Raw genomic sequence first — 20,920 nt, 5'->3', positions numbered from 1 at the left:
CGGCTGGTTGTAGGGTCCCCATGAGCGCTACCGAAACCATCCCCTTCGTCTACGCCCCCGAGGACTTCGAAGTCAACGACGCGCGGATCCTGCGCGCGGTGCGCACCCCTGGCGTCGAGGGGACGGCAGTCTTCGGGAGAACGACCGACGGCTGGACCAGGGTTGTCGTCACGATCTCTGGCGAGCCCGAGCCGATGCGAATCGCGTGCGCCAGCCTGCCGATGGAGGCCCAGGACTTTGGAGGCGATAGGCCAAAGGCGATCAAGCCGCGTCCGAAGAAGTGACCGGCGTGGCCGCGCACTCGCGCATTCCGCCTGAGGTCGTACCTGGATGCTCAGGTGGGTCGCAGACGCCGGCGCGCCAGCTCGGCACTCGTGACCTTCCTCCCCCGCCGGAGCCACCAGCCTCCGAGCGCGGCGATTACCATCATCAGACCCACGCCGACCCATCCCAGGTGCCTCGTAGCGAACGGCAACCGGGCGCCCGAGGTCGCCGCTAGGACCTGTGCAGACGTAGTTCCACCGCCGCTCGCGCCTTCTGCGGCAATTGGTCCGCTGGCGGGCGCGCTCTCCGCCATGGGCGCCGGCGCCGCCGCAGCATCCGATGGCCTGCTTACCTCGGGTCCAACAAGGGGCGCGACGCTCAGGCTCGGCAGTTGCTGGGAGCCTTGCCGGCGTGGCCTGCTCGGCGTGGACGACGCCCTCTGCCGTTCCGTGGCCATGGGGAGCTGCGGAAGCTCGGCGACTGCAGGCAAGTCGACCATCTCGGGGCCTCCAGCACTCTCGCTGCCCGAAGCCGCCTTCGGGCGGCCCAACGCGGTGAAGTGTTGCCATAGCGCCGAGATCGCGTGCGCGCGGCATTCCGGCCCGGCCGGCAGACCCTGCAGGCGCGTGTCGAACCCGTTGATCGATGCCTGCCCATAGCCAAGGCTTTTGAACACCAACTCTGCGTCGTTCAAGCGGCTTCGAGACGTCGGCGACGGCTGAGCCAGGTCAGCATCCGCGGGACGGGCGCTCTTGCCGCACAGCTCGGCAGCGACGTCACGCAGCAGGATCGACGCGGATGCTTCAAGCTGGCCTCGATTCACGGCTTGCGACCACGAGGGAGCAGATAAGGAAGCGAGGAGGAACAACCAAGAAGCGGTGAGAGGCGCAGACATCCAGCCTATCTTCGCCGCAGGTGCGCTCCTTACACCACGAGAGTTACTCGCCGACACGCCGAGCACCGAGAGCGCCAGCAGGCGAGCGGCCCTGCAGCAGGCGCCTAGGGAGAGGGCCCCGACGGACCGCGTCCGATGCGCGCCAGCAACTCGCCGGTCATCGCTCCAGCTTGCTCGACCTGGCGCACGCGGTCATTGATAACGCTCAGAAGCTCGTGCTCGCCGCAAACCAGCCTGTCGCCCGAACCTGGTGTTCCATCCGTCATCTCGCCAGGGAAGGAGAGCTTCCAGTACGGCCAGCCCACCGGAAGCACCTCGATGTTGTAGGCGTCGGCCAGGGCGAACGCCGGTCCGGCGACCGATTCGAGGAACTCATGGTCTGGGGAGACTAGCGGGACCGCGCGGTGGGGTGTCATCGTGAATGCGAACCTCACGGGCGCATCCATGTCGAGGGCCCCCGCTCGAACGAGAGCACCGAGGTCGGTTGGGGCGCTGCTCGACCAGGCCGCCGCCTGGTTGCCCAGGAATGCGAAGGCGTCGCCGGAGTCACAGATCGCCAACAGTCGTTCCGCTGGCCCAGGGGACTGCGCGTATGCGCGAAACAGCTGCCCCATGAGCGGACGACGATGCGCGTCGGCATAAAGCCGGTGCGGCTCGTAGCCAAACCGGTGAAGTGCTGCGTGGCAGGCATCCTCGGGAGCTACCGTGCCGGGAACCCCGGCTAGCCCCGTCAGATCCGCGATGCACTGCCCAAGCACCCTGACCACCGCGGTTAGGGGCTGTCCGGTGATGGCCGCGAGCGCCGCGGGAATGGGTTCAACCGGGCCCGCACGGTCGCGAATGATCGGGAATAGGGTTCGCGTGGACGTCGCCGTCATGCTGCAACCTTAGCAGGCAATAGCTTGTAGAAAAGCTCCCTCAGAACCTCCGACATCTTGCCGTTGCGCCAGGCTTCGCCCGTGAAGTAGTGATCGCTGACGTGCTTGCGCCAGGCGTTTTCCACAGCATTCGAGAGGGTGAATTTCGCGTCCTGGAGGGCGACGTTCCGAGTGGCGCCGTCCGCAATTCCATTGCTGATGACCACCAGGGCGGCGTCGAGCCGAGTCAAGCTCTGCGCGGCCGCGCGAAGGAGTGGAAAGTCGTTCGGGTGCATCCAAGGAATTGGAGCATCGCGGCGTCGAAACTTCGCAGATGTTTTCCTGGTCTACCGGCGGCCGCGCGCTACCGTCCGCCGACCTAGACGGCCACCGACTCCAGTCTCTATGATGGAGCGATGAACCGCGATATTGAAGTGCAACTCCTGCCCCTCGGCGCCGCGTAGGTCAAACGCTCACTGCCGACAGCATGATGAAGGCCCGCATCAAGCCCGCCTGCGGCGCTGTAACGGTCTTAGCCGGAGCAAGCATCGCCGACAACGGTTTGACGGGCGACACACAGCTGAAGCTCGGGACAGACCCAACATCCGATCGTCTTCGCGTCCCCCACATGCGCCTACATCAGCTGCACCAATGCGAGGAATGGCGGCGGCGGCCATGGGTACTTTGTCCAGGACAAGATGCCAAAGAAGATGCAGAACGTGTTCGGACGCATCCTGAGTTCGCGGCGCGATCTGGAGGCAGACGAGATCGACCGGAAGATCTATGGGATCAAGGGCGACGAAGACGGTCTGACCTGCTACTTCAACGCACCGGATCAATGAGCGCCATGATCTTGGCTTGTTTGGATGCTCAACGCGCCAAGGGCGCGCAAGGTACGAGGGGCGCGCGTTGAGCGCACACAGGCGCCACGCTGCGCAGCTAGCCATCGGTCAGTCCACTAGCGTGTGTGTGTCGAGCGCCTCCCGCTACGTTCCGACCGGTGTGGTCCTCAAGCGCGGCGCTAAATACGTGATCACCGCGGACAAGAGCCACTGGCAGGACTGGAAGCTCGACTCAGATGCCGATGGGCGGGACAGACCCACTTTCGTGCAGTCGATGGCGCAGTGGGCCTTGCGCTGCAAGTCAGGAAGATGGTTCCAGCTGATCGGTGCCGTGGGACGATCCGATGAACACTTTTTCCCAGTTGGGAAGCACCTTCAGTGGACCTATGAGGGGCAGGGCGGCAGCCGCGATGAAGAGCTGAACCTATTCGCCAACGATGCCTGGTTTGCGTACTGGAACAATCGTGGCGAGATAAACGTCACTATCACGCGCGTCGCGTAGGGGACGCGAGGAAAGAACACTTTGATGGCCGCGGTCGCGATGGTCCACGGGTGGGCTCGCTGGGGCGCCCGCCTCATCCTTTGGACAACAGTCGACTTCGACAGCACCCTCGCGGCGTCGGCGGCTATTCGAGCCCGCTGGGCAATATCGCATTCGGTGGACTCGAGCTTCTGGACCTGCGCAGCAACCGCCTGGAGCACCAGATTCCGGTCAACCTGTTCATCGATGAAGGCAGTGGCATGAAGGCCACACTGGCGCTGACCCACAACGCGTTCTGGCTCGAGCCGAACGCCGATGGCAAGTCGATGCGCGGTTACTTCATGGCCGAGTCCGACAATCAGGCCGAACTGCTGATCTACGACGCGATTCCTTGGGTGAACCGCTGATCCGCCGTCGTGGCGTCCAAGCGGTCCACGGCACCGCAGGCACTTCCTCTCGCCGGCGACCCCGGCGCAGGTCTCGTCGCTGCGCCAGCCCGAGCCCACCGGTCGTTTGCACCGCCGAGCCGCGTCCTATAGCCGTTGGCCACGAGCGCCTGGTCGATGTCCGGCGGCAGCGCGCTCACCAGGTCGGCCTTGGAAGCCGCATCCGCCTTGCGCGCGGCGTGGTCGACGATGAACTGGATGGCGACCGGTACCGGAACGGGCATTCGCAGCGCCTGGTCATAGCAAGCGGCGTACCAGGCGCACCAGTAGCGCATTGCCGAGGCGTAAGAGGCGCGCGTGTTGGCCGATTCGCCCTCGCGCAGGAGCGCGCGCAGCGTCTTCGGCGGTTTGCGTCAGGCGCGCCGGATCCAGCTGTTGAGGTCAGTTACTGGAAGCGCCCCCTGAATTTGGCCACTCCCTCGCCCGTGTCGATGGTCCCCGCGGCCCTTGTTCAGGCTGCAAAGACTTCTTGCAGCGTCGCCAATGTCGCCGCCAGTGTCTTCGCTGATACCGCGCCAAGTTTTTTGGCCAAGCGAGCTTTGTCGACCGTGCGCACCTGATCCAGCAGGATCAAACCCTTGGTGCCGCCGTGCGTCAGCGCAACCCGAAACGGCGCCGCGAACCCCTTGGAGGTCATCGGCGCCACAATCACGGTGCGCAGATGGTCGTTCAGCTCAGCCGGGGACACTACCACGCAAGGGCGGGATTTCTTGATCTCGCTACCGACCGTGGGGTCCAGGTTCACAAGCCAGATCTCCCCACGCCTCACCAAGCCAACTCCGCATCGGCTTCGTTGCTGAATTCACCCATGACCAACTCGTCGCCGCCGTTGGCGGCCAGCGCCATAGCGGCCTCGGCCCAACCGGCTCGCGCCGGACGCGCCGCTTTGCGCAAGACGATGGCCCCCTTCTCGACGGTCATCTCAGCAGCTTCCTCATCGCCCAGTCCCGCCTGCGCCAGAAGTGGCTTGGGAAGGACAACGCCCTTGCTGTTTCCGAATGGTCTAATGGTGACTTGCATGGCTTTCTCAGGTGGCAACAATGTTATTCCGTGCATCGCGACCTGTCAAGCGGGTTGTTATTATTTTGTGGTAACTCCTTGTCCTGTGCCTCCGCTGCTGTCCTCGGTGGTCATGCGCGTCTTGCGCAGATGTTCGATCGCGAAGCTCTGGCGTACTGTCGCGCATCGGCAAGACCCGCGCGATCGGGTATCTGCGGCTCTTGCTGGCGCAGACGCAGCCGAAGACTGCCACTTATGCTGTGCGGCAGCGACGAGATTCCTAGAGTCTGAGGCTTCTCGGTCCGCGACGCCCCCGAGCGACCGCGGCGGCACGTGAACTCCGTCGATCGGCACGGCCATGGCTTGCGGCGTCGATTAAGCCGAGCGCGGATACCAGGAACGCCTCACTCCTCATCGAGCATTCGGCTGGTCCTGCTGTTGAGTGAGCTTTCAGAGCGGAAATAGCCCATCACGGTCGCGACGCTGTGGTGCCCGGTCATGGCCATCGTCTCGGGCAGCGACATGTTCTGTCGGCCGGCTTCCGTCACGAACCCGGCCCTGAGCGAGTGCGCAGAAAACTTCCCCTCCACCCCTGCCATCGCGCATCGCTCCTTCACGATGTCGCGCACCGCCGCTGGCGCGAGTGGCTCCCCTAGATGACCCCCCCCTTGCGGATGCGGCGGAAGAGGGCGCCTTCCTTGATGCCGCTCGCGGCGAGCCACTCCTGCATGGCTTGCGCCGCGCTGCCCACCAGGGGTTTCACGTCCTCGGGGCGTTCGGCGCCGGCCTAGTTTTCAAGTTGGCGCGGCACCCGGGCGCGGACGGACGATGAGGGATATCACGAGCACAAAGGCCATCACAAGCATGAGCGACTCGACGCCGAGGGCATTGCCGATGCGATGGGCGAGCACGGTCCGCGCGTCCCCATGACCGAGCCGGCGGCAACGAAGACGAGCACCAGAATGGCGAGCCCCAGCGAGCCTCCCAGCTGATACGCCGCATTGACGACGCCCGATGCCGCCCCCGCGTCTTCGCGCGCCACGCCCGCCACGCCCGCGATCGTGAGTCCGGCCCGAGCTCGTCGACCAGCGTGACAACGCGTCGGTGACGGAGGGGTAGATCTGGCCGCCCGCGCTGCGCCGCCCGTCGAGCACTATGACACTGGCGGCGCATTTCGAGACGAAGGCAGTCCTGGGCTTCGAACCCGTGGCCGCCAGTCGTACCTAGTCGAAACTACGGCGGATCGCGCGAGCTCAGTGCAGTGCTGGCCGATGCATGACGCCCAAGCGCACGGCAAGGGCGCCAAGTTTTTTGTCGAGCGTCCAGAGTTCGGCGGGCCGCATGAGCATCGTGGATGCGAGCAGTGAGAGATCCACCAGACCGCAACCGAGCCCGTAGAGGCGTTCCCGTTCGATGAAGTCCCTGACCTCGGTGAGAGTCGCCTGCTGAACCTTCTGCAAAAGGTCCAGATCGCCCAGTGTTCGCCGTCGCGGTTCCGGCGGCGTCCCGCATGCCAGCTCGGCAACGATCATCGGATGTGTCAGAACGAGATCCGCCTGCAACAGCGCCATCAGGGCGTTGTTCCGGTGCCGGAAGTGACTGACCCACACGGAGGTGTCGACAAGAACGGGCCCCATCAGGAGTGCGTTGCTGGGCGCCGAGGGCGCCGGCGAGGAACACTTCGCATGCTAGGTGCAGACGAACCCAGCGCGGCGAGGCGCTTAGCAGCCCGGACGCGAACAAAGGTTTCTATGGCCTCGCGAAACAGTTCGGCTTTATCCATCCCGGGATCTGCCACATCCAGGGCTTTTGCGTACAGCGCATCGTCGATTGTCACAGTCGTTCGCATGTCAGTCGCCTGAAATGATGCAATTGTGCATCAATCTGGATGCGAGTGGGTAGGCTACCGGAGCTTCTCGGCTACAGAATGCGGTAGAACGTCTTCACGGTTCATCCAGCATCCGGCTGACCTTGCTGCCCAGCGCGCTTTCGGCGCGGAAGTAGCCCATCACGGTCGCGACGCTGTGATGCCCGGTCATGGCCATCGTCTCGGGCAGCGACATGTTCTGTCGGCCGGCTTCCGTCATGAACCCGGCCCTGAGCGAATGCGCAGAAAACTTCCCCTCCACCCCTGCCATCGCGCATCGCTCCTTCACGATGTCGCGCACCGCCGCTGGCGCGAGTGGCTCGCCTAAATGCCCCCCTTGCGGATGCGGCGGAAGAGGACGCCTTCCTTGATGCCGCTCGCGGCGAGCCACTCCTGCATGGCCTGCGCTGCCCACCAGGGGTTTCACGTCCTCGGGGCGCTCGGCGCCGGCCTGGTTGGTCTTGGAGTGCGCGAGGGTGTAGAGATAGGAGCGGGCGCCATCCCCGCCAACGCGCTGAAGGCTCTCGAGCGTGGCCGAGGCGACCTCGGAGCGCCGTCGCCCGCCGGTGGCCCATGCGAACAGGAGGAGGGCGCGATCGCGTTTTCCGCGCAGGGTGTCGTCGCAGGTCGCCAGCACCGCCTGCAGCGGATCCCTGGTGAGCGCGCGCTGCTTGCGCGGCCGCGCGCCGCGCTTGGCGTAGGCGCGGCGCGTCTGGGCACGTCCGGCGGCAGCTCGCTCACCAGGCCGGGCTGGGAAGCCGCATCCGCCTTGCGCGCGGCGTGGTCGACTGGCGCACCGCTTCCACCGTCACATTCAGAATCTTGGCGATGTCGGGAACGCCGAGCGCGCCCCGAGTCTTGAGTGTGAACATGACACCGATGGCTGCAAACCTCTTGTTCTTCCCTTTGCGGAAGAGTTCCGTGAGAGTGGCAACCCGCAAGCTGACGCAGCTTGACGCGGCTGTCACGAACGACGACATGGGCTCGCCGCCGGGCAATGACCTGAAGTTCTACGATGGCTTCTGGCACATCAGGATCAATGACCAGTGGCGGCTAGCTTGGCAGTGGATCGGCGACGGGCCCGAGAGCGTGAAGATTTACGACCCACACTAGCGCAGGCCGGGCGGCGCCAAACGCCCAGCGACTTATCTTCGCAAGATGCGAATCGCCCTTTGGGCAGAAAGGCAAGAGCCATGTTTAAGAACGGAATGCGCCCGGTTCACCCCGGCGAGACGCTCCGGGAGGACTTTCTGGAGCCCCTCAAGATGAGCGCCAGCGCGCTTGCAAAGGAACTGCACGTCGCCGCGCCGACCGTGAACGACATCGTGCGCGAAAAGCGCGGCGTTTCCCCTCTGATGGCCCTGCGCCTGTCCCGCTACTTCGGCGGCTCGGCGCAATGGTGGCTCAACATGCAGAGCGTCTACGACCTCAAGATGGCCGAGAAGGAGGCCGCGAAGCAGATCGAGAAAGAGGTGCGTCCGCGCGAGCATGCAATCTCCGCCTGAGCTCTCTGTACACAGAGCGCTTTTCTCCCTTGGCGTCCACAAAGTCGACCAATCCGCTTCCGCTGTGCCCTCGATCCGTGTCAAGTCGCAAGCGAGCAGATCTAACCTGCGCCCGCTTGCCCATCACACGCGTGGTCGCTTGCTCTCCTTCAAAGCGTCAACGCGGCTTTTTTGAGGTTGTCGTCAGTGCGCGGCTTGCCGTGCTTCGGGCCAATAGCTAAGGATGGTCTGCAGAACTTGATCCCACCCAAGGCGGGCCGTTCAACTGAAGTGTCGAAGATGGCCGCCTGCTTCTTCTTAGCGGTGCATGGATATGGCAGGGAGGGCAATGCGGCGCATCCGCGTTGCCCTGGATTTCGACAATGACTCCCGATGTCATCGGTCATCTTCTAATGCGGTCGCCGATGCTCGCCCGCCGTCGGGGCCGATGACCTGGTCGCTTCTTCGACGTAACGGGCCAGTGCCTGAACCTGCGCTTCCGTGAGCTGGGGAAAAGCAGGCATCTGGCCGATGCCGTTGCGTACGGCTTTTGCAACCCTCGGTGCGTCGGGCTTCAGCTCATCCAGCGAAGGCCCCACCGCGCCAGTCGCACCGGCGTCCTTCAGGGTGTGACAGAGGGCGCATGCCGGCACGACCGAGATGAACAGTTGGCGACCTTCCTGGTCCGCATGGGCTGCCAGCGCGACACCTGCCAAATACGCGCTGAGCGTCAAGTGCCACAGTGCGGGTCGCATCACACGACGGTGATGGGCAAGGCATGTACGCGCCACCCACTGTTCAAATATCCGCCGCCGTTCGACGGCGTGGCTTCGACCTGCCAGTTGAACTGGGCGTCTTGAGCACGCGACGCGAGCAGATACTGCCCCGGCTGGAGACGCACCGGCAGAACGAACTGCCTCCACGCAAATGGGCCCAGGTCGGGGCCCACCAAGCGCGCCTCCCGCCAGGTTTGCCCGCCATCTAGTGAAACATCCACCCGCCGCAACGCGCGAGTCGCGCCCATGGCCACACCATGGATCTGGACCCATCCGGCCCTGACGGGCCCCGTCTCGTGCCCCGGCCCATTGATCCAGGACTTGACGTCCATCTCCCAGACCGAAGGATGGCTGGGATCTCCCTTCGCGCCAGGTGGAGAGATGCGGTAACCTGTCTTCTGGATCGCCGCCTCGGTCTGCTCGTGAGTGAATGCGAGCCGCTTGATGTACTTGATGTTGTTCACGCCGCTGTAGCCGGGCACAACCAGGCGCAACGGTCCACCATGGGCGTGTGGAACCGGCTCGCCGTTCATCTCCCAGGCCAGCAGCGCGTCTTCGAAGGCGCGCAGCGGCACGGAACGCTCGACGATGATGGAATTCGGATCCAGGCCCGCAGGCAGCATCTCGCCACCTGTGCCGGTCATGAACTGCGCTCCTTCCGCAATACCGCCCAGCGCGGCCACCACGTCTCGCACCGGCACCCCGCTCCAGATCACGCAGCCGGCGGCTCCAATGGTCCACTTCGTGCCGCTCGGCTTGTCGGCAAAGTAGCCGCGTCCGTTACCGGAGCATTGCAGCACCGCGGCCACGGTCTCCAACCCCACGATCTTCAGTTCCGCAACCGTCAGCGTGCGCGGCTGCCTGACTCCTTCAACCGATACCGACCAGACGTCGCGATTGGCGACGATGGAGACGTCCGGCGCCGGCAAGTTGTTCCGGATGTACAGCCGGTCCGCCGGAGTGATGATGCTCGTGCCGTAGGCGGATCGCTTCGTCTCGATCGTCGTAGCGGTATGTACGATCAGGTGGTCGGCATTCTTCCAGGCGACGTACGGCGGCAGGCTGGCGCGCGCAGATGCCGGACCAGACTGCGCTTGCGCCAGCCTTGGGAAGCCAGCTGCAGCCAAAGCGCTCGCGGTCCCGGCAAGCAAGCTGCGACGGGCGAGATCTGGATGGGACTTCATGGACGGGCCCCTGTCGGCAAGGATATTCAAACATAGTGCCCAGACAAGAAGCTCACATCCGGGTAGTTACTGACAGGACATCTTCGGGGCTCTGCACCGACGGAACGATTACCCCAGCTTGCAGGCATTCAATCTTCGTCAAGCATCCGGCTGACCCTGCTGCCCAGTGCGCTCTCGGCCCGGAAGTACCCCATGACGGTCGCGACGCTCCGATGGCCCGTCATCGCCATCGTCTCGGGCGGCGCTGCGCGGCTTGGACTGCGGCCTGCTCGACAAATTGAGAGAGCGTTTCTCCGTCATGCAGGACGCTCTCGATCTGGTGCCGCACAGCTGGCGTGACGCGCACCGGAGGCAATTGAGCGCTTTTCATAGATGTGCATTGTAGTGCAATTGCTATGCGTGCGAAATGGGCCATATTTTGCTCTCGCCGAGGATGGATCATCTCGAAGTCAGAAGTGAGAGCGCGGTTGGGGTCGGGCCGGCAAGCCCGGCCCAGGCTGTGAGTGTGCTCTGGGCACGTGCCCTTGCTACGGCGTGACCTTCGCGCATCGGGGCTATCCGGGTCTTGGAGACGGAACGCGTCGAGCGTGAAAGCCGCCGCCTCGTCGAGGCGATGCTGGCACAGGGACGGAAGGTAGCGTTGCTGCCGGAACTGCTGCGCTGATCGGCTCGCGCTTCAGGTATCGCCGGGGGTGGACGCCGGAGTGAGGTTAGGACTCCACGCTCAAGGGTTCTCGGATTCGTCGTGCAAGAGGCTCTCGTAATCCTGTCCGCCGTAGAAGATGCCGATGATGGAAACCTGTTCGGCGGCGACATCGAAGGCGATAACCGTGCGCTTCCTGTAGTGGGTGATGCGCAGACCGGGCGCACATCATCGCGCTTGGTACCGCGATGGGGGAACGTCTGAAGGCTCTCGCAGTAGGCGCCGATCGCCTCGGCGTAGTTCGCCGCGATGTCCGGAGAAGCCGCGTGCGCGATGTAGTGGTACAGATTGGCCAGTTGCTCCTCGGCCTCGGGCGAGAAGACGACGCGGTAAGGCGTCACCCCTTGGCGCGCTCGGCCGCCAGCCTGGCGCGCACCTGACGGGCGGTGACGGCGCGCGATGGATCAGCCTTCAACGCGTCGTAGGCCGGACCGACCTGATCTCGCAGCCAGCTCTGCATGGCGCGGTCCTGCGCCATCAGGGCGCGCAGTCCATCGCGGATGACCTCGCTCTCGGTGGCGTATTCGCCCGCCGAGACCTTCGCCTTCACGGCCTCGGCCATCTCCTTGGGCAGCGTGATGCTCAGTTGTTGCGTTGTGCGCATGAACACGCTCCCAACTCGTTCAATGGGATTAAATCCTACACAATCGACCGACGAAGGTCCAGCGAGCCAATTCGCCATCGCCGGCTCGCGCGCTTCAGGGGACGATGCGTCAGGAAATTCAGATGGAGCAACTTTACTACGCAAAAGAAGCATCTTTACTACACCTCACGACAAGTGGGGGCCCGATGGCAAAAGGCGAAGCGGAGACGGTGCTGCACGACCTGTTCGTGCGCGGCCTGGACGCCGACGCCCAGGCCTACCACGCCTTCCTGCAGAAGCTCAGCGCACACCTGCGCGCGTTCCTGGGCAGGCGGCTGTTCGGCTGGCCCGACGAAGTGGAAGGCCTTGTCCAGGAATGCCTGCTCGCCATGCACAACCAGCGCCACACCTACCAGAGCGACCAGCCGCTGACGGCCTGGGTGCATGCGATCGCGCGCTACAAGATGATCGACCTGCTGCGCAGCAAGGCCAGCCGCGAGGCGCGATGGCCGGTGGCGCGGGGGCCGCGGTCTATGCGCTGCATTGCCCGGAACTGGCCGCGTCGTTCCTGGCAATCTGGTATGTGGCCGGCATGACGCTGCCGGTGCTGGCCGGCGCCGCGATTGGCCAGCGGCTCCTGCGTTGGTGAATAGCAACCGGACCATCGCTGCTGACGCCGGTTCGGTCACCAAGTTGATAGTGGGTCCAACTTGAACTCCAATCAACAGGCGGTCACGCGTTTGGCAATCATGGCTTCAGATCATGCAAGTCGCGGGCCTGTTTTTGCAGACCACCAGCGGCCCTAGCGGCCCTAGCGGGCAAGTTCAAGCTTGGTGACAGTGATCTTCCCGTCGATTTTTTCGGCCCTGAAACGGACCTTGTCGCCGGCCTGTGTCTTGTCGAGCATGGCGTCGTCGCTGACTTGAAACACCATCGTCATGCCCGGCATGTCGAGGTTCTTCAACGGGCCGTGCTTCAACGTCAGTTTCTTGTTGTCTTTATCGACCTTGCGCACCTCGCCTTCGGCAAGTTCCGTTGAGGCAGATAAATCCTTTGCATTGGTCGTCGACGCAGTGTCGCCGACAGCGGGCTGTGCGTGCGCAACGCTGGCGAACATGAGGGCTGTAACCGAAGCAAGGAGAGCGCTTCGAAGCTTGTGCATTGTCGATTCCTTCGAATGAATGAGAGATGTCGAGCTGCTCGGCGCAGTTTCGGCTGCCGAGTTCTCTTGATGTGTGGATTACTTTTGTGCCGGCTTCTCTGAGGCCTTGGTCACGTTCACGGCGCCCTTCATGCCGGCGTCGTAGTGGCCCGGCTGCAGGCAGGCGAAGTCCACCTTGCCGGCCTTCGTGAATTGCCAGACCACTTCGCCGGTCTTGCCGGCGGCCAGTGTCACCATGTTCGCGTCGGCATGCTCCATCTCCGGGTTCTTCTTCATGACCTCGTAGTGCTCTTTCAGTTCCTTCTCGGTGCCGAGTACCAGCTCGTGTTTGAGCTTTCCGGAGTTGGTGACGACGAAGCGCACGGTCTCGCCTTGCTTCACGTCGATGCTGGCCGGGTTGAAGCGCATGCCGTCGGTCATGTCGACCTTGACCGTACGGGTTGCCTTGGCGGCGACGCCAGCTTTGCCGATGAGGTCCTCGGCGTGGTGACCGCCGGCATGCGTCCCTGAGGCATAGGCGCCCGTTGCTGCCAAAGCGGTCAACGCAGCCAATGTGATGTAACGGAGGGTTTTCATGAAGGTCCTTTGATTCAGGGGTTGCGGAAAGTAGAGTCAACGGCATGCACGGGCGTCCGGCCTGCGGAAGAAAATTGTCAGGAGCTTGGGACCTCACTCCCGGAGGAGCGTAGGTCCAAGCCTCCATCTCGCAGCGGCGCGGCGCAGGCTGCGCTGGAGCACAAGTCAAGCGACGCATCGGTCATAGCGAGAATGCCACGGCACCTATCGCGATACCTCCGCACTCGCGTTGCCCGTGCCCTTCTTGGGAGATACGGGCGCGGCACCCAAACGCGAGACGGCATCCCAGTTGGGCTGCTGGCGGGCGGCCTCGAGTTCAGCCGATACCTGGGCGCTTGTCTTGCCAGCATCTCCCATCGGTCGAGCCGGCGAGGCACCCAGTCGTGACACCGCGTCCCAATTGGACTGTTTGCGCGCAGCCTCGAGTTCAGCCGATACCTGAGTGCTGGGCATGCCAGCGCCGGCATGCTCGGGGTGATAGATCACACCGGCTTCTGTCGGAGCGAAGTGGGACGGATCCGCGTACGCTGCCAACGGTGCGGCAAACGTGGCGCCAACAGCGAGCGCGAGTGCAAGGCCTTTACGGTTCAGCATAATGAGTCTCCTTTGAGTTCGCCGTGATCGACAACCGATCCGGCCATGCGAATCGATCGATCAGCATGTCGAGTTACTTTAGGAATCCAACCCGTCAATTGCCCAACACATGGATTACAAATATGTAATCCGCGCATGCAGCTGAAGAGCCATAACATTCAGCGATGCGAATCCTGGTCATCGAAGACGAACCCAAGCTCGGCGACTACCTCCGCAAGGGCCTCTCCGAAAGCGGCTTTGCGGTCGACCTCGCGCGCACCGGAATCGAAGGCCGCAATCTGGCGCTTGACGGCGACTACGACGTGCTGGTGCTGGACGTGATGCTCCCCGGCATCGATGGCTTTGCGGTTCTGGAAGCCGTCCGGAAGTCCAAAGCCATGCCGGTGCTCATGCTGACCGCGCGCGATGAGGTCGCCGATCGGGTACGAGGCCTGCAAAGCGGTGCGGACGACTATCTCTCCAAGCCGTTCGCTTTCTCGGAGCTGCTCGCCAGGATCCAGGCCTTGTTGCGACGAGGCAAGCTGCAGGAGGTCACCCGCTATGCCCTGAAAGACCTGAGCCTGGATCTGACCACGCGCAAGGCTGCGCGAAACGGCCAGCGTCTCGACCTCACGGCAAAAGAGTTCGCGCTGTTGACACTGCTGATGCGCCGTCAGGGGCAGGTGCTGTCGCGCACCGTGCTCGCCGAGCAGGTGTGGGAGATGAATTTCGACAGCGAAACCAACGTCGTGGAGGTAGCGGTCAGGCGGCTGCGCAGCAAGATCGACGATCCCTTTGACGAGAAGCTCCTGCACACGGTGCGAGGCATGGGCTACGTGCTGGAGAGCCGGCAAGGGGACTCATCGTGAGTACGGGGTCGATCCAAGCGTCCCTGTCGCGATGGTTTGCGGTGCAGACCTTCGTCGGGCTGAGCATCATCTGCGCGGCGATCTATGCGGTTACCGCCTGGAGCTTCCAGCTCAAGCAGGCCAGCGAGTTCGAGAGGAACACCGAGTTGGTCCGCCACGTGGTCGAAGAATTCGGGGCCAGCCAGGATCGGGGCGACCTGCGCCACAAGCTGGATGACTTCTTCTTGTCTCACGACGAAATCAGCATCGTGCTGCAACGAAACGGCGAGGTGATCTATGCCTTCACACCCTCTCGATCATCGGCGCGCTGGGTCTGGATGCCGACTGAATGGAGAGACGTCCAGCGCGCGGATACGGTCACGCAGCTACGGCTCGGGATCGATGTCAGGGAGGACGCCAAGCTGCTGGGCCGCCTCGCCTGGACCTTGCTCGGGGCCGTCATCGTCGGCACACTGCTCGTATCGCTGACAGGAGCTCTTCTTGTTCGCCGGGGATTGCGACCTTTGAAGAAGCTGGCCGAGCAAACGGCAGCGACCGGCCCCGAGTACCCCGGCCATCGCATCGATGCTACGCTCTACGCTTCGGAGATCGCCCCCTGGGTTTCGCAATTCAACGCAGTACTGGAACGCGCCGAACAGGCCTACCAGCAACTGGAGTCGTTCAACGCCGACGTTGCGCATGAACTGCGCACGCCACTCGCGAATCTGATCGGTGCGGCCGAGGTCGAACTGGCCCGGCCGAGGTCTACAGGCGAGTTGCAGGAAGCACTGCTGTCGAACCTGGAAGAGGCACGACGCCTGTCCGCGATCGTGATCGACATGCTTTTTCTGTCCCACGCGGACCGGGGGGTGACCGCGCGGCGATCCAAGGCGGTCAGCCTTGCGGAGCAGGTACGCGCGGTAGCCGAGTTTCACGAGGCCGCGCTGGAGGCGTCGCAGCTGAATGTGCGGGTCGCCGGCGATGCGCAGATCAGCATCGACGTCTCTCTAGTCCGCCGTGCTGTCTCGAACCTGCTGGGTAACGCGATCCGCTATGCCTCGGCGCACTCTTCGATCGCTGTCACCATTGAGGGGCAGGAGGAGTCCGTTTGGCTGAAGATTGCCAATCGAGGTCAGGAGATCCCAGCGGAAGCGCTGCCGCACCTTTTCAAGCGTTTCTTTCGGGCGGAGCGCTCGCGGTCCGGGTCGTCCCAGAATCACGGGCTGGGCTTGGCCATCGTTGCCGCCATCGCGCGGATGCATGGGGGCGAAACACGCGCAGTATCGGGATCAGGCATCACCGAGATTTCCTTCTCCATCGCACATGCCCAGAGCTAGCCGACTGACTGCAGGGCGTGCTGAACGCCCCCTGCAGCACCGCGTAGTGTCTCAGCGGCTGGCCGTCGCCGTGAATGCCGACCCCTTGCGCGCGATGCTTTCCACCAGCGCGCCGAACTCGGAACTGGAGCGCAGTCGCGCGTACTCGGCAGCCGCTTGCCTGTAGGCAGGGCGAGAGACGTCGGCACCTGCTTCGCCGTTCTGTGCTGCGGCCAAGCCGGATTGCATCCAAATCATCGTGTCCGCCTGGACCAGCGCGCGGGAATTCTGGGCGACGCTGACGATCGATCGCGGGTTGCCTTCGGGATACCCCTGGGCCGGCGAGCTTTGAAGCCAGCGCTGCGTGTCGGCGACAACGGCGTCACGGCTCGTGGAAGCGGTCAGTGGCGCGGGCCTGGGATCGCCTTCGGCATAGTTCCCCGCCAAGGCGGGGCCGGCGATTGCGGTCAGAAGAACGGCAAGCACAAGGGGAGTCCTGGAAGAGCGCTTCATTTTCGATCCTTTGATTGAGAGAGTGATTGAGTTCTCCGGCGGAGGTGAGGCCTCCATCGCGATGGCTTCATCCCTTTCGGTGCACCAACTTTAGGAAGTTGAACCACCAGAACGCGAACTGTGCGATTACAGTTTTGTAATCAAGGCGGTTTTTTCCCTGATGCGCTGGGACAGAGATACCCCGCAGATCGAAGCGAGAACACTCGCTCGCCGAAAGCAGAATGCGGCTGCCTGCCTTCGACAGTTCCTCAACTCATACACAAGCGACTACTCATGACGCCCGCTCATTGCCGTGCTCGCGGCGCTGCCACTCCTGCAGACGCGCCTGGCGCATGCTGCCGCGCAAGTTGATGTCTATCTCACTCAGCACGCGCGCGGGCGCCGACCCCTATCCCATCGAGAGCCTGCAGCTGATGCGCTTCGACGGCGAGAACTACCAGCCGCTGGGCAAACTGGTTTCGTTCGATGGCCGCACGCCCAAGCACTGAGCATGGCCGCGCCCTGGCCCTGACGCGGCGCCGCTGGCTGCAAGGCCTGGGGGCGCTGGGATGCTGCACCGTAGCGGCCTCACACTTGGCGTGAGGGGGTTCTTGACTGCCTTGAAAGCGCAGGTTTAGCTTCTGACGCCGGTGATCGGATTTGGCTGGCTGCAAGCCGAATCGAACTGATGACCACGGGCGCCGCCGCTGAGTCCGCAGAGTTGTAGGACCCCGCCGCGAGAGCAGCCTCAGGTCTTGCCTAACGAAAGGATTTCGTTGGCGTTCAAGATCGTCTGGGCGATCTCCTCGATGCTGACCCGCTTGCTCATAGCCTGTTCGCGGAGCAGATCGTAAGCCTTGGCTTCGCTGATGCTTCTTGAGCGCATCAGGACATTCTTCGCCTCCTCGATACGCCGCACGCCAAGCACCTTGCCGCTGAGCTTTCGAAGCTGACGCTTCTGGGCTTTGAGATCGCCATGTACCTGTCGAGCCACCACCAGCGCAGACAGCAGGCCGAAGGAGCGTACCGGCGACGGCAGCGTCGCCTTGGCCCCGATGCGAAGAACGATCTCGACGATCGTCGGGTTCTCGTAGTTCACCACGGCGATGATGGTGGGTCCCTCGTCCGCGTTGAACCACTCGAAGTTCATATCGATGCTGTCGGGACGAACCGCCAGAAATACCACGTCGGTAAGTTCCGGCAACACGGGCAGCGGCGGCCAGAACGCCTGGACATGGCAGCCGATGCGGCGAAGCTGCTGCGTCATTTGCTGGCCGTCTGCGTCGTCGGGATGACAGACTGCGACCCGCAGCATCCGGAGATTCTTCAGCTGGGTCGGTGTCGGACCTGCCTTCTGACGGACGGAATCGATCTCCACGTCAAAGCTCCAGCGTGCTCAGCTCGGCGGCCCAGTCACCCATCGAATGGGTCACCATGTACGGATCCGGGTGCACCGCGCGCGTCGCTTCGCGGACGATGGTGAACTGCTCTTTCGAGTTGACCACGCCGATACGCGGATAAAGACAGGTGTGGTGGTTCGTCGGATCGATGCGAATCCTGCCCTGCGGTGCGTCGAGTTCGCTGCCGAGGATCTGGGGCATGAGCTGCGTCAGATCGTCGGTTCCGGCGCGCACGAAGGCATTCGCAAACACATGCGTCTGGAAATAGGCCGCTTCCCAGCACAGGTTCGGAACGCAATCCGCGCCGAATCGCTGCCGAAACCGTTCGAGACAGCGCAGGTTGGTCTCGGAGTTGATGGATTGGAAATAGGGTGCCGACGTGAAATGCCCGATGCCGGCCCCGCCCATCTGCGATACCTCGGCCTCCGAAGTGGTCAGGCTCCCGATGGGCATGGTCCTGGGGTCGAAGCCGGCTTCTGCATAGGCTCGGTACAGGCAGGCCGCGGAATCGCCGACGACGGTGGAGAAAATGAAGTCGGGTTGCAACTCCCGGATCTCGTCGATGATCGGCCGGAAATCCTGTTCGATGGCGTCCAGCGCCACATAGCGCTCCGCGACCTTCTCGCTGTTTTGCCGCTGGAGCACCAACTCGCTCATGATGCGGTTCGACTCGTACGGATAGATGTAGTCCGACCCGATCAGGTACACCCGCGCTCCGAAATTGGCAGTCATGAACTCTGCGAGTTGAACGCTGTTCTGATTGGGCGCCGCACCGGTGTAGATGATGTTGTTGGAGAACTCGAACCCTTCGTAGAGAGTCGGATAGAACAGCAACTTGTTCCACTTCTCGACCAGCGGCAGGACCGCCTTGCGGCTGCTCGACATGTAGCAGCCAAGTATCACGTTGACCTTGTCTTCGAGGATCAGGCGCTCGGCCAGCTTGGCATACACCGCCGGTGTTGACTGCGCGTCGTAGAAGACCGGCACCAGCTCCCGGCCGTCGAGGCCGCCCGCCTCGTTGATCTCGTCGATCGCCAACAGGGTTCCCTGCAGCTGCGACTTTCCGATGGTCGAGGTCACCCCTGTCTTCGAGTAAAGCACGCCTACGCGAACGGGATCTTTGTTGGCCACGGGCTGGGTCCTCAGGTTGGATTGCGGATTGTTTCAGCGCTTCATGCGGTACTCAAGCGAGCATACAGCCGGCATAGCCTGGCCGGTAGCGTGTGGGGATCGTCCAGGATGTCGAAATGGCCCCATCCGAAGATCCTGCGGACATAGGCGTCCGCCTGAGGATCGACCGCCAGGCAGTGCACGTGAACGCCCTCGCCGCGAGCCTCGTGTACCGCCACGCGAGCATCCTCGACGAGGTGGCTTGGCTCATGGACATCGACGTCGGATGGCGCACCATCCGTCACGAGCAGGACGATCCGGTTGTCCGAGGGTTCGTCGGCGAACGCGCGCACCGCATGGCGCAGTGCAGCCCCCATCCGCGTCGAATGGCGACCCGGCGCGGATGCGATCATGGCCTCGGCCAGTTCGTCCAGCGGCGAGCCGAACTCGAGCAACCGGTAGTTGCTGACCTCGGTACGCGTATTCGAGGAGAAGCCATGGATCGCGATCCGGTCGGGACTGCAGGCGACCGCGCGCGCAAGCAGCAACGCGGCCTGCTTTTCGACGTCGAGAAGGCTGGCGCCCGCACCATCGAGCCTGGCGTTGGTGGATTCCGAGAGGTCCAGCAACACCAGCACGCTGCTTGTGCGCGCCTGGCTGTCGGACCGGATGAACAGTCGTGGGTCGGTGGCCGTACGCGCCCGCTGCGCCACCGTCACCTCGATGGCCGCGTTGAGGTCGAGATCGTCGCCCTCCCACTGTCGACGCAGACGATGGGCGCGGCTGAGCCGGTGGGCACACACCAGGCGCAGTGTCTCGCCCGCGCCCGGCACGGCCGGGCTCGCAAGGTCGCCTTGCAATGTTCGCCACGATGGCAGCTTGTCGATCACCGTGCACCAGTCGCTGCGCAGGACCGCTGCGCGATGGTCCCACTCGGGGTATGCGTGGCGGCCCAGTTCGACCTCACGGATTCCAGATGCATCGGGGGGCGGGTCGGCATCGCTCCCTTCCGCTGCGCGTGGACGGCGTTGTGCCGGTGGCGTGTGTTGGAGTTCGACTTCGTGAGGCTGTGCGTGCTCGCCGTCGCAGGCCCACAAGAAGGTGTTGTCGTCCCGGTAGGCGGCCGGCACCCGGTAGAGTTCGGCTCTGAAGGTCACCCGCATCTGGCCCAGGTCATTGGCGAGCAGGGATCCGATGTGCCTGAACGCGGCGTAGTCGTCCAGCCGAAGCGATGCCTGTGACTCGAAAAGATCCCGCGCCTTGTTGACCCAGTAGTTGTCGTCCTGGTACTGCGGATCGACGAGCGCGAGGTTCATTCGCGACACGAGCCCCGAAAAGCTCAGGGCACCAGGTTGCAGCGCATGGGCAAGCGCCTCCGCGAACCATCTGCGCAGGCCCGGATAGTCGCGCAACAGCAGGCGCTCGACGCGCGCGTCCTCGATCGCGGAGATGACCGCCAGGCTCATCGGCTTGAGCTTGCCCGTGGGACGAGCTGGCGTCGAATGCAGCAGATGGGCCGCCGCGTGTGCGGCCGCCGCACGGTAGAGCCGGTAGCGATCCGCGCCGTCCAGCGCGGTGTAGTCGTTGGGCAGCAGCAAGTGGGTCGGCGTCAGCGTGGGCCGCAACGGCGCCGCGTACAGATGGTCAGGGTCGCGCGCGTGGATCGCCATCGGGCGCTCCGTCAGTCCTTGCAACAGCCAGCCAAGTGAGGTGGCAGCGCCCTGGACACCGCCTTCGGCGATCTCCCGATGCAGCGACTCGACCGCACCGGGGTCGGCCAGGGCAAGGTAGGCGCGCAGCCGCGCTCGGTCTCCGGTATGCACGCGCAGCCCCGTCACGATCCATCGACCCAATGCCTCGACGGGCGCGCGTGCGAGGAGCAATGCGAGCTTGCCCGCCACCGCGATCGCGCATCCCGGATCGTCGTCGTGCAGCGCATGGAGCCACCTCAGCAGCTGCTCGCGTCGCCCCACTGTCGGCGACTGGAGCGAGGACGCCAGTGCGCGATCCACCACGACGGTAAAGTCATCGGCGCCGGTGGAGATCATGGCGACCACTGCCG

The 20,920-nt window shown here is 63.8% G+C and carries 28 protein-coding genes and 5 pseudogenes; 11 read left to right on the top strand and 22 right to left on the bottom strand.

What is annotated here, in order from left to right:
- The first annotated feature begins 20 nt into the window (after window positions 1-20).
- Entirely contained in the window at window positions 21-284 is a 264-nt protein-coding gene (locus BLS74_RS28105; RefSeq protein ID WP_139191764.1) for a hypothetical protein, read from the top strand.
- 979 nt (window positions 285-1,263) lie between these two features.
- Here the strand turns inward: BLS74_RS28105 and BLS74_RS28095 are convergent.
- A complete protein-coding gene (locus BLS74_RS28095; RefSeq protein WP_093110429.1) occupies window positions 1,264-2,037 on the bottom strand; it encodes a hypothetical protein in 774 nt (257 codons plus the stop codon).
- Window positions 2,034-2,312, bottom strand: coding sequence for a hypothetical protein (locus BLS74_RS28090; RefSeq protein WP_093110428.1), 279 nt, complete (start codon window positions 2,310-2,312; stop codon window positions 2,034-2,036). Before BLS74_RS28090 ends, BLS74_RS28095 begins: the two co-directional genes overlap by 4 nt.
- A 402-nt stretch (window positions 2,313-2,714) precedes the next feature.
- Here BLS74_RS28090 and BLS74_RS34615 point away from each other — a divergent pair, with 402 nt between their 5' ends.
- The 3 genes from BLS74_RS34615 (at window position 2,715) to BLS74_RS28080 (ending at window position 3,746) form a co-directional block, all read left to right on the top strand.
- Window positions 2,715-2,858, top strand: a complete 144-nt coding sequence (locus BLS74_RS34615; RefSeq protein WP_170855742.1) for a hypothetical protein — start codon at window positions 2,715-2,717, stop codon at window positions 2,856-2,858.
- A 187-nt stretch (window positions 2,859-3,045) separates the two neighbouring features.
- Window positions 3,046-3,360 (top strand): hypothetical protein, encoded by a 315-nt coding sequence (locus BLS74_RS28085; protein ID WP_139191763.1) that lies wholly within the window; start codon window positions 3,046-3,048, stop codon window positions 3,358-3,360.
- Between the two features lie 50 nt (window positions 3,361-3,410).
- Window positions 3,411-3,746, top strand: a complete 336-nt coding sequence (locus tag BLS74_RS28080) for a DUF6454 family protein (protein ID WP_139191762.1) — start codon at window positions 3,411-3,413, stop codon at window positions 3,744-3,746.
- Here BLS74_RS28080 and BLS74_RS34610 read toward each other — a convergent pair.
- From BLS74_RS34610 to BLS74_RS35590, 8 genes and pseudogenes are all read right to left on the bottom strand, one after another.
- Window positions 3,716-4,060: a hypothetical protein gene (locus tag BLS74_RS34610; protein ID WP_170855741.1), complete on the bottom strand. Its 345-nt coding sequence runs from the start codon at window positions 4,058-4,060 to the stop codon at window positions 3,716-3,718. The two genes, BLS74_RS28080 and BLS74_RS34610, sit on opposite strands and share 31 nt — an antisense overlap.
- Before the next feature lie 176 nt (window positions 4,061-4,236).
- The gene (locus BLS74_RS28075) at window positions 4,237-4,557 is read right to left on the bottom strand and encodes a type II toxin-antitoxin system PemK/MazF family toxin (RefSeq protein ID WP_093110425.1); all 321 of its coding nucleotides are present in this window, start codon (window positions 4,555-4,557) and stop codon (window positions 4,237-4,239) included.
- Entirely contained in the window at window positions 4,551-4,805 is a 255-nt protein-coding gene (locus BLS74_RS28070; RefSeq protein ID WP_093110424.1) for an AbrB/MazE/SpoVT family DNA-binding domain-containing protein, read from the bottom strand. The genes BLS74_RS28075 and BLS74_RS28070 overlap by 7 nt, the downstream gene beginning before the upstream one ends.
- Before the next feature lie 383 nt (window positions 4,806-5,188).
- Window positions 5,189-5,577, bottom strand: a pseudogene (locus BLS74_RS28065) (tyrosine-type recombinase/integrase); the annotation flags it as partial.
- 460 nt (window positions 5,578-6,037) lie between these two features.
- Window positions 6,038-6,421, bottom strand: coding sequence for a type II toxin-antitoxin system VapC family toxin (locus BLS74_RS28060; protein ID WP_093110423.1), 384 nt, complete (start codon window positions 6,419-6,421; stop codon window positions 6,038-6,040).
- Entirely contained in the window at window positions 6,421-6,633 is a 213-nt protein-coding gene (locus BLS74_RS28055) for a type II toxin-antitoxin system VapB family antitoxin (RefSeq protein ID WP_093110422.1), read from the bottom strand. The genes BLS74_RS28060 and BLS74_RS28055 overlap by 1 nt, the downstream gene beginning before the upstream one ends.
- 94 nt (window positions 6,634-6,727) lie before the next feature.
- Window positions 6,728-7,300 (bottom strand): annotated as a pseudogene (locus BLS74_RS28050) (tyrosine-type recombinase/integrase); the annotation flags it as partial.
- A gap of 88 nt (window positions 7,301-7,388) precedes the next feature.
- The gene (locus BLS74_RS35590; protein ID WP_280142672.1) at window positions 7,389-7,523 is read right to left on the bottom strand and encodes a hypothetical protein; all 135 of its coding nucleotides are present in this window, start codon (window positions 7,521-7,523) and stop codon (window positions 7,389-7,391) included.
- Between the two features lie 49 nt (window positions 7,524-7,572).
- Here BLS74_RS35590 and BLS74_RS28045 point away from each other — a divergent pair, with 49 nt between their 5' ends.
- Both BLS74_RS28045 and BLS74_RS28040 read left to right on the top strand, forming a co-directional pair.
- Window positions 7,573-7,764 carry a type II toxin-antitoxin system RelE/ParE family toxin gene (locus BLS74_RS28045; RefSeq protein ID WP_244504044.1) on the top strand — a complete coding sequence of 64 codons (192 nt, stop codon included), beginning with the start codon at window positions 7,573-7,575 and terminating at the stop codon, window positions 7,762-7,764.
- 80 nt (window positions 7,765-7,844) lie between these two features.
- The gene (locus tag BLS74_RS28040) at window positions 7,845-8,156 is read left to right on the top strand and encodes a HigA family addiction module antitoxin (protein ID WP_093110419.1); all 312 of its coding nucleotides are present in this window, start codon (window positions 7,845-7,847) and stop codon (window positions 8,154-8,156) included.
- 389 nt (window positions 8,157-8,545) lie between these two features.
- Here BLS74_RS28040 and BLS74_RS28035 read toward each other — a convergent pair whose 3' ends face one another.
- From BLS74_RS28035 to BLS74_RS28020, 5 genes and pseudogenes are all read right to left on the bottom strand, one after another.
- Window positions 8,546-8,869: a SorU family sulfite dehydrogenase c-type cytochrome subunit gene (locus BLS74_RS28035; protein WP_244504043.1), complete on the bottom strand. Its 324-nt coding sequence runs from the start codon at window positions 8,867-8,869 to the stop codon at window positions 8,546-8,548.
- 20 nt (window positions 8,870-8,889) lie between these two features.
- Window positions 8,890-10,095, bottom strand: a complete 1,206-nt coding sequence (locus tag BLS74_RS28030; RefSeq protein WP_093110417.1) for a SorT family sulfite dehydrogenase catalytic subunit — start codon at window positions 10,093-10,095, stop codon at window positions 8,890-8,892.
- A gap of 220 nt (window positions 10,096-10,315) precedes the next feature.
- Entirely contained in the window at window positions 10,316-10,465 is a 150-nt protein-coding gene (locus BLS74_RS35585; RefSeq protein WP_280142671.1) for a YlcI/YnfO family protein, read from the bottom strand.
- A gap of 354 nt (window positions 10,466-10,819) precedes the next feature.
- Window positions 10,820-11,139: pseudogene (locus BLS74_RS28025) on the bottom strand (type II toxin-antitoxin system RelE/ParE family toxin).
- The gene (locus tag BLS74_RS28020) at window positions 11,136-11,402 is read right to left on the bottom strand and encodes a ribbon-helix-helix domain-containing protein (protein WP_093110416.1); all 267 of its coding nucleotides are present in this window, start codon (window positions 11,400-11,402) and stop codon (window positions 11,136-11,138) included. The pseudogene BLS74_RS28025 and the gene BLS74_RS28020 overlap by 4 nt, the downstream one beginning before the upstream one ends.
- A gap of 185 nt (window positions 11,403-11,587) precedes the next feature.
- On the opposite strand from BLS74_RS28020, the pseudogene BLS74_RS28015 reads away from it, so the two are divergent.
- Both BLS74_RS28015 and BLS74_RS35260 read left to right on the top strand, forming a co-directional pair.
- A pseudogene (locus BLS74_RS28015) lies at window positions 11,588-11,884 on the top strand (sigma factor); the annotation flags it as partial.
- Window positions 11,881-12,030 (top strand): annotated as a pseudogene (locus BLS74_RS35260) (NrsF family protein); the annotation flags it as partial. The pseudogenes BLS74_RS28015 and BLS74_RS35260, both read left to right, overlap by 4 nt.
- Window positions 12,031-12,192: 162 nt before the next feature.
- On the opposite strand, the gene BLS74_RS28005 reads toward BLS74_RS35260, so the two are convergent.
- From BLS74_RS28005 to BLS74_RS34035, 3 genes are all read right to left on the bottom strand, one after another.
- On the bottom strand, window positions 12,193-12,543 hold the full coding sequence (locus BLS74_RS28005) for a copper-binding protein (RefSeq protein ID WP_093110413.1): 351 nt from the start codon (window positions 12,541-12,543) through the stop codon (window positions 12,193-12,195).
- Between the two features lie 78 nt (window positions 12,544-12,621).
- The gene (locus tag BLS74_RS28000) at window positions 12,622-13,119 is read right to left on the bottom strand and encodes a cupredoxin domain-containing protein (protein ID WP_093110412.1); all 498 of its coding nucleotides are present in this window, start codon (window positions 13,117-13,119) and stop codon (window positions 12,622-12,624) included.
- A 204-nt stretch (window positions 13,120-13,323) separates the two neighbouring features.
- Window positions 13,324-13,713: a DUF4148 domain-containing protein gene (locus tag BLS74_RS34035; RefSeq protein WP_139191761.1), complete on the bottom strand. Its 390-nt coding sequence runs from the start codon at window positions 13,711-13,713 to the stop codon at window positions 13,324-13,326.
- A 164-nt stretch (window positions 13,714-13,877) separates the two neighbouring features.
- Between BLS74_RS34035 and BLS74_RS27995 the strand changes: the two genes are divergently transcribed.
- Both BLS74_RS27995 and BLS74_RS27990 read left to right on the top strand, forming a co-directional pair.
- The gene (locus BLS74_RS27995) at window positions 13,878-14,561 is read left to right on the top strand and encodes a heavy metal response regulator transcription factor (RefSeq protein WP_093110411.1); all 684 of its coding nucleotides are present in this window, start codon (window positions 13,878-13,880) and stop codon (window positions 14,559-14,561) included.
- The gene (locus BLS74_RS27990; RefSeq protein ID WP_280142670.1) at window positions 14,558-15,877 is read left to right on the top strand and encodes a heavy metal sensor histidine kinase; all 1,320 of its coding nucleotides are present in this window, start codon (window positions 14,558-14,560) and stop codon (window positions 15,875-15,877) included. The genes BLS74_RS27995 and BLS74_RS27990 overlap by 4 nt, the downstream gene beginning before the upstream one ends.
- Window positions 15,878-15,928: 51 nt before the next feature.
- Here the strand turns inward: BLS74_RS27990 and BLS74_RS27985 are convergent, their stop codons facing one another.
- Window positions 15,929-16,369, bottom strand: a complete 441-nt coding sequence (locus tag BLS74_RS27985; protein ID WP_093110409.1) for a hypothetical protein — start codon at window positions 16,367-16,369, stop codon at window positions 15,929-15,931.
- Window positions 16,370-16,719: 350 nt separating this feature from the next.
- On the opposite strand from BLS74_RS27985, the gene BLS74_RS34605 reads away from it, so the two are divergent.
- The gene (locus BLS74_RS34605) at window positions 16,720-16,857 is read left to right on the top strand and encodes a hypothetical protein (protein ID WP_170855739.1); all 138 of its coding nucleotides are present in this window, start codon (window positions 16,720-16,722) and stop codon (window positions 16,855-16,857) included.
- 239 nt (window positions 16,858-17,096) lie between these two features.
- Here the strand turns inward: BLS74_RS34605 and BLS74_RS27980 are convergent, their stop codons facing one another.
- The 3 genes from BLS74_RS27980 to BLS74_RS27970 are packed head-to-tail and all read right to left on the bottom strand — an operon-like array spanning window position 17,097 to window position 20,906.
- A complete protein-coding gene (locus BLS74_RS27980; protein ID WP_244504041.1) occupies window positions 17,097-17,726 on the bottom strand; it encodes an ANTAR domain-containing response regulator in 630 nt (209 codons plus the stop codon).
- 1 nt (window position 17,727) lies between these two features.
- Entirely contained in the window at window positions 17,728-18,879 is a 1,152-nt protein-coding gene (locus BLS74_RS27975) for a transporter substrate-binding domain-containing protein (RefSeq protein WP_093110408.1), read from the bottom strand.
- A gap of 41 nt (window positions 18,880-18,920) precedes the next feature.
- Window positions 18,921-20,906, bottom strand: a complete 1,986-nt coding sequence (locus tag BLS74_RS27970) for a nitric oxide reductase activation protein NorD (protein ID WP_244504040.1) — start codon at window positions 20,904-20,906, stop codon at window positions 18,921-18,923.
- Window positions 20,907-20,920: the final 14 nt, after the last annotated feature.

Source organism: Variovorax sp. CF079 (genome assembly GCF_900101545.1).
GTDB lineage: Bacteria > Pseudomonadota > Gammaproteobacteria > Burkholderiales > Burkholderiaceae_C > Variovorax.
Note: the sequence above shows the minus strand (reverse complement) of the source record. Positions and strands in the feature narration are given on the sequence as shown.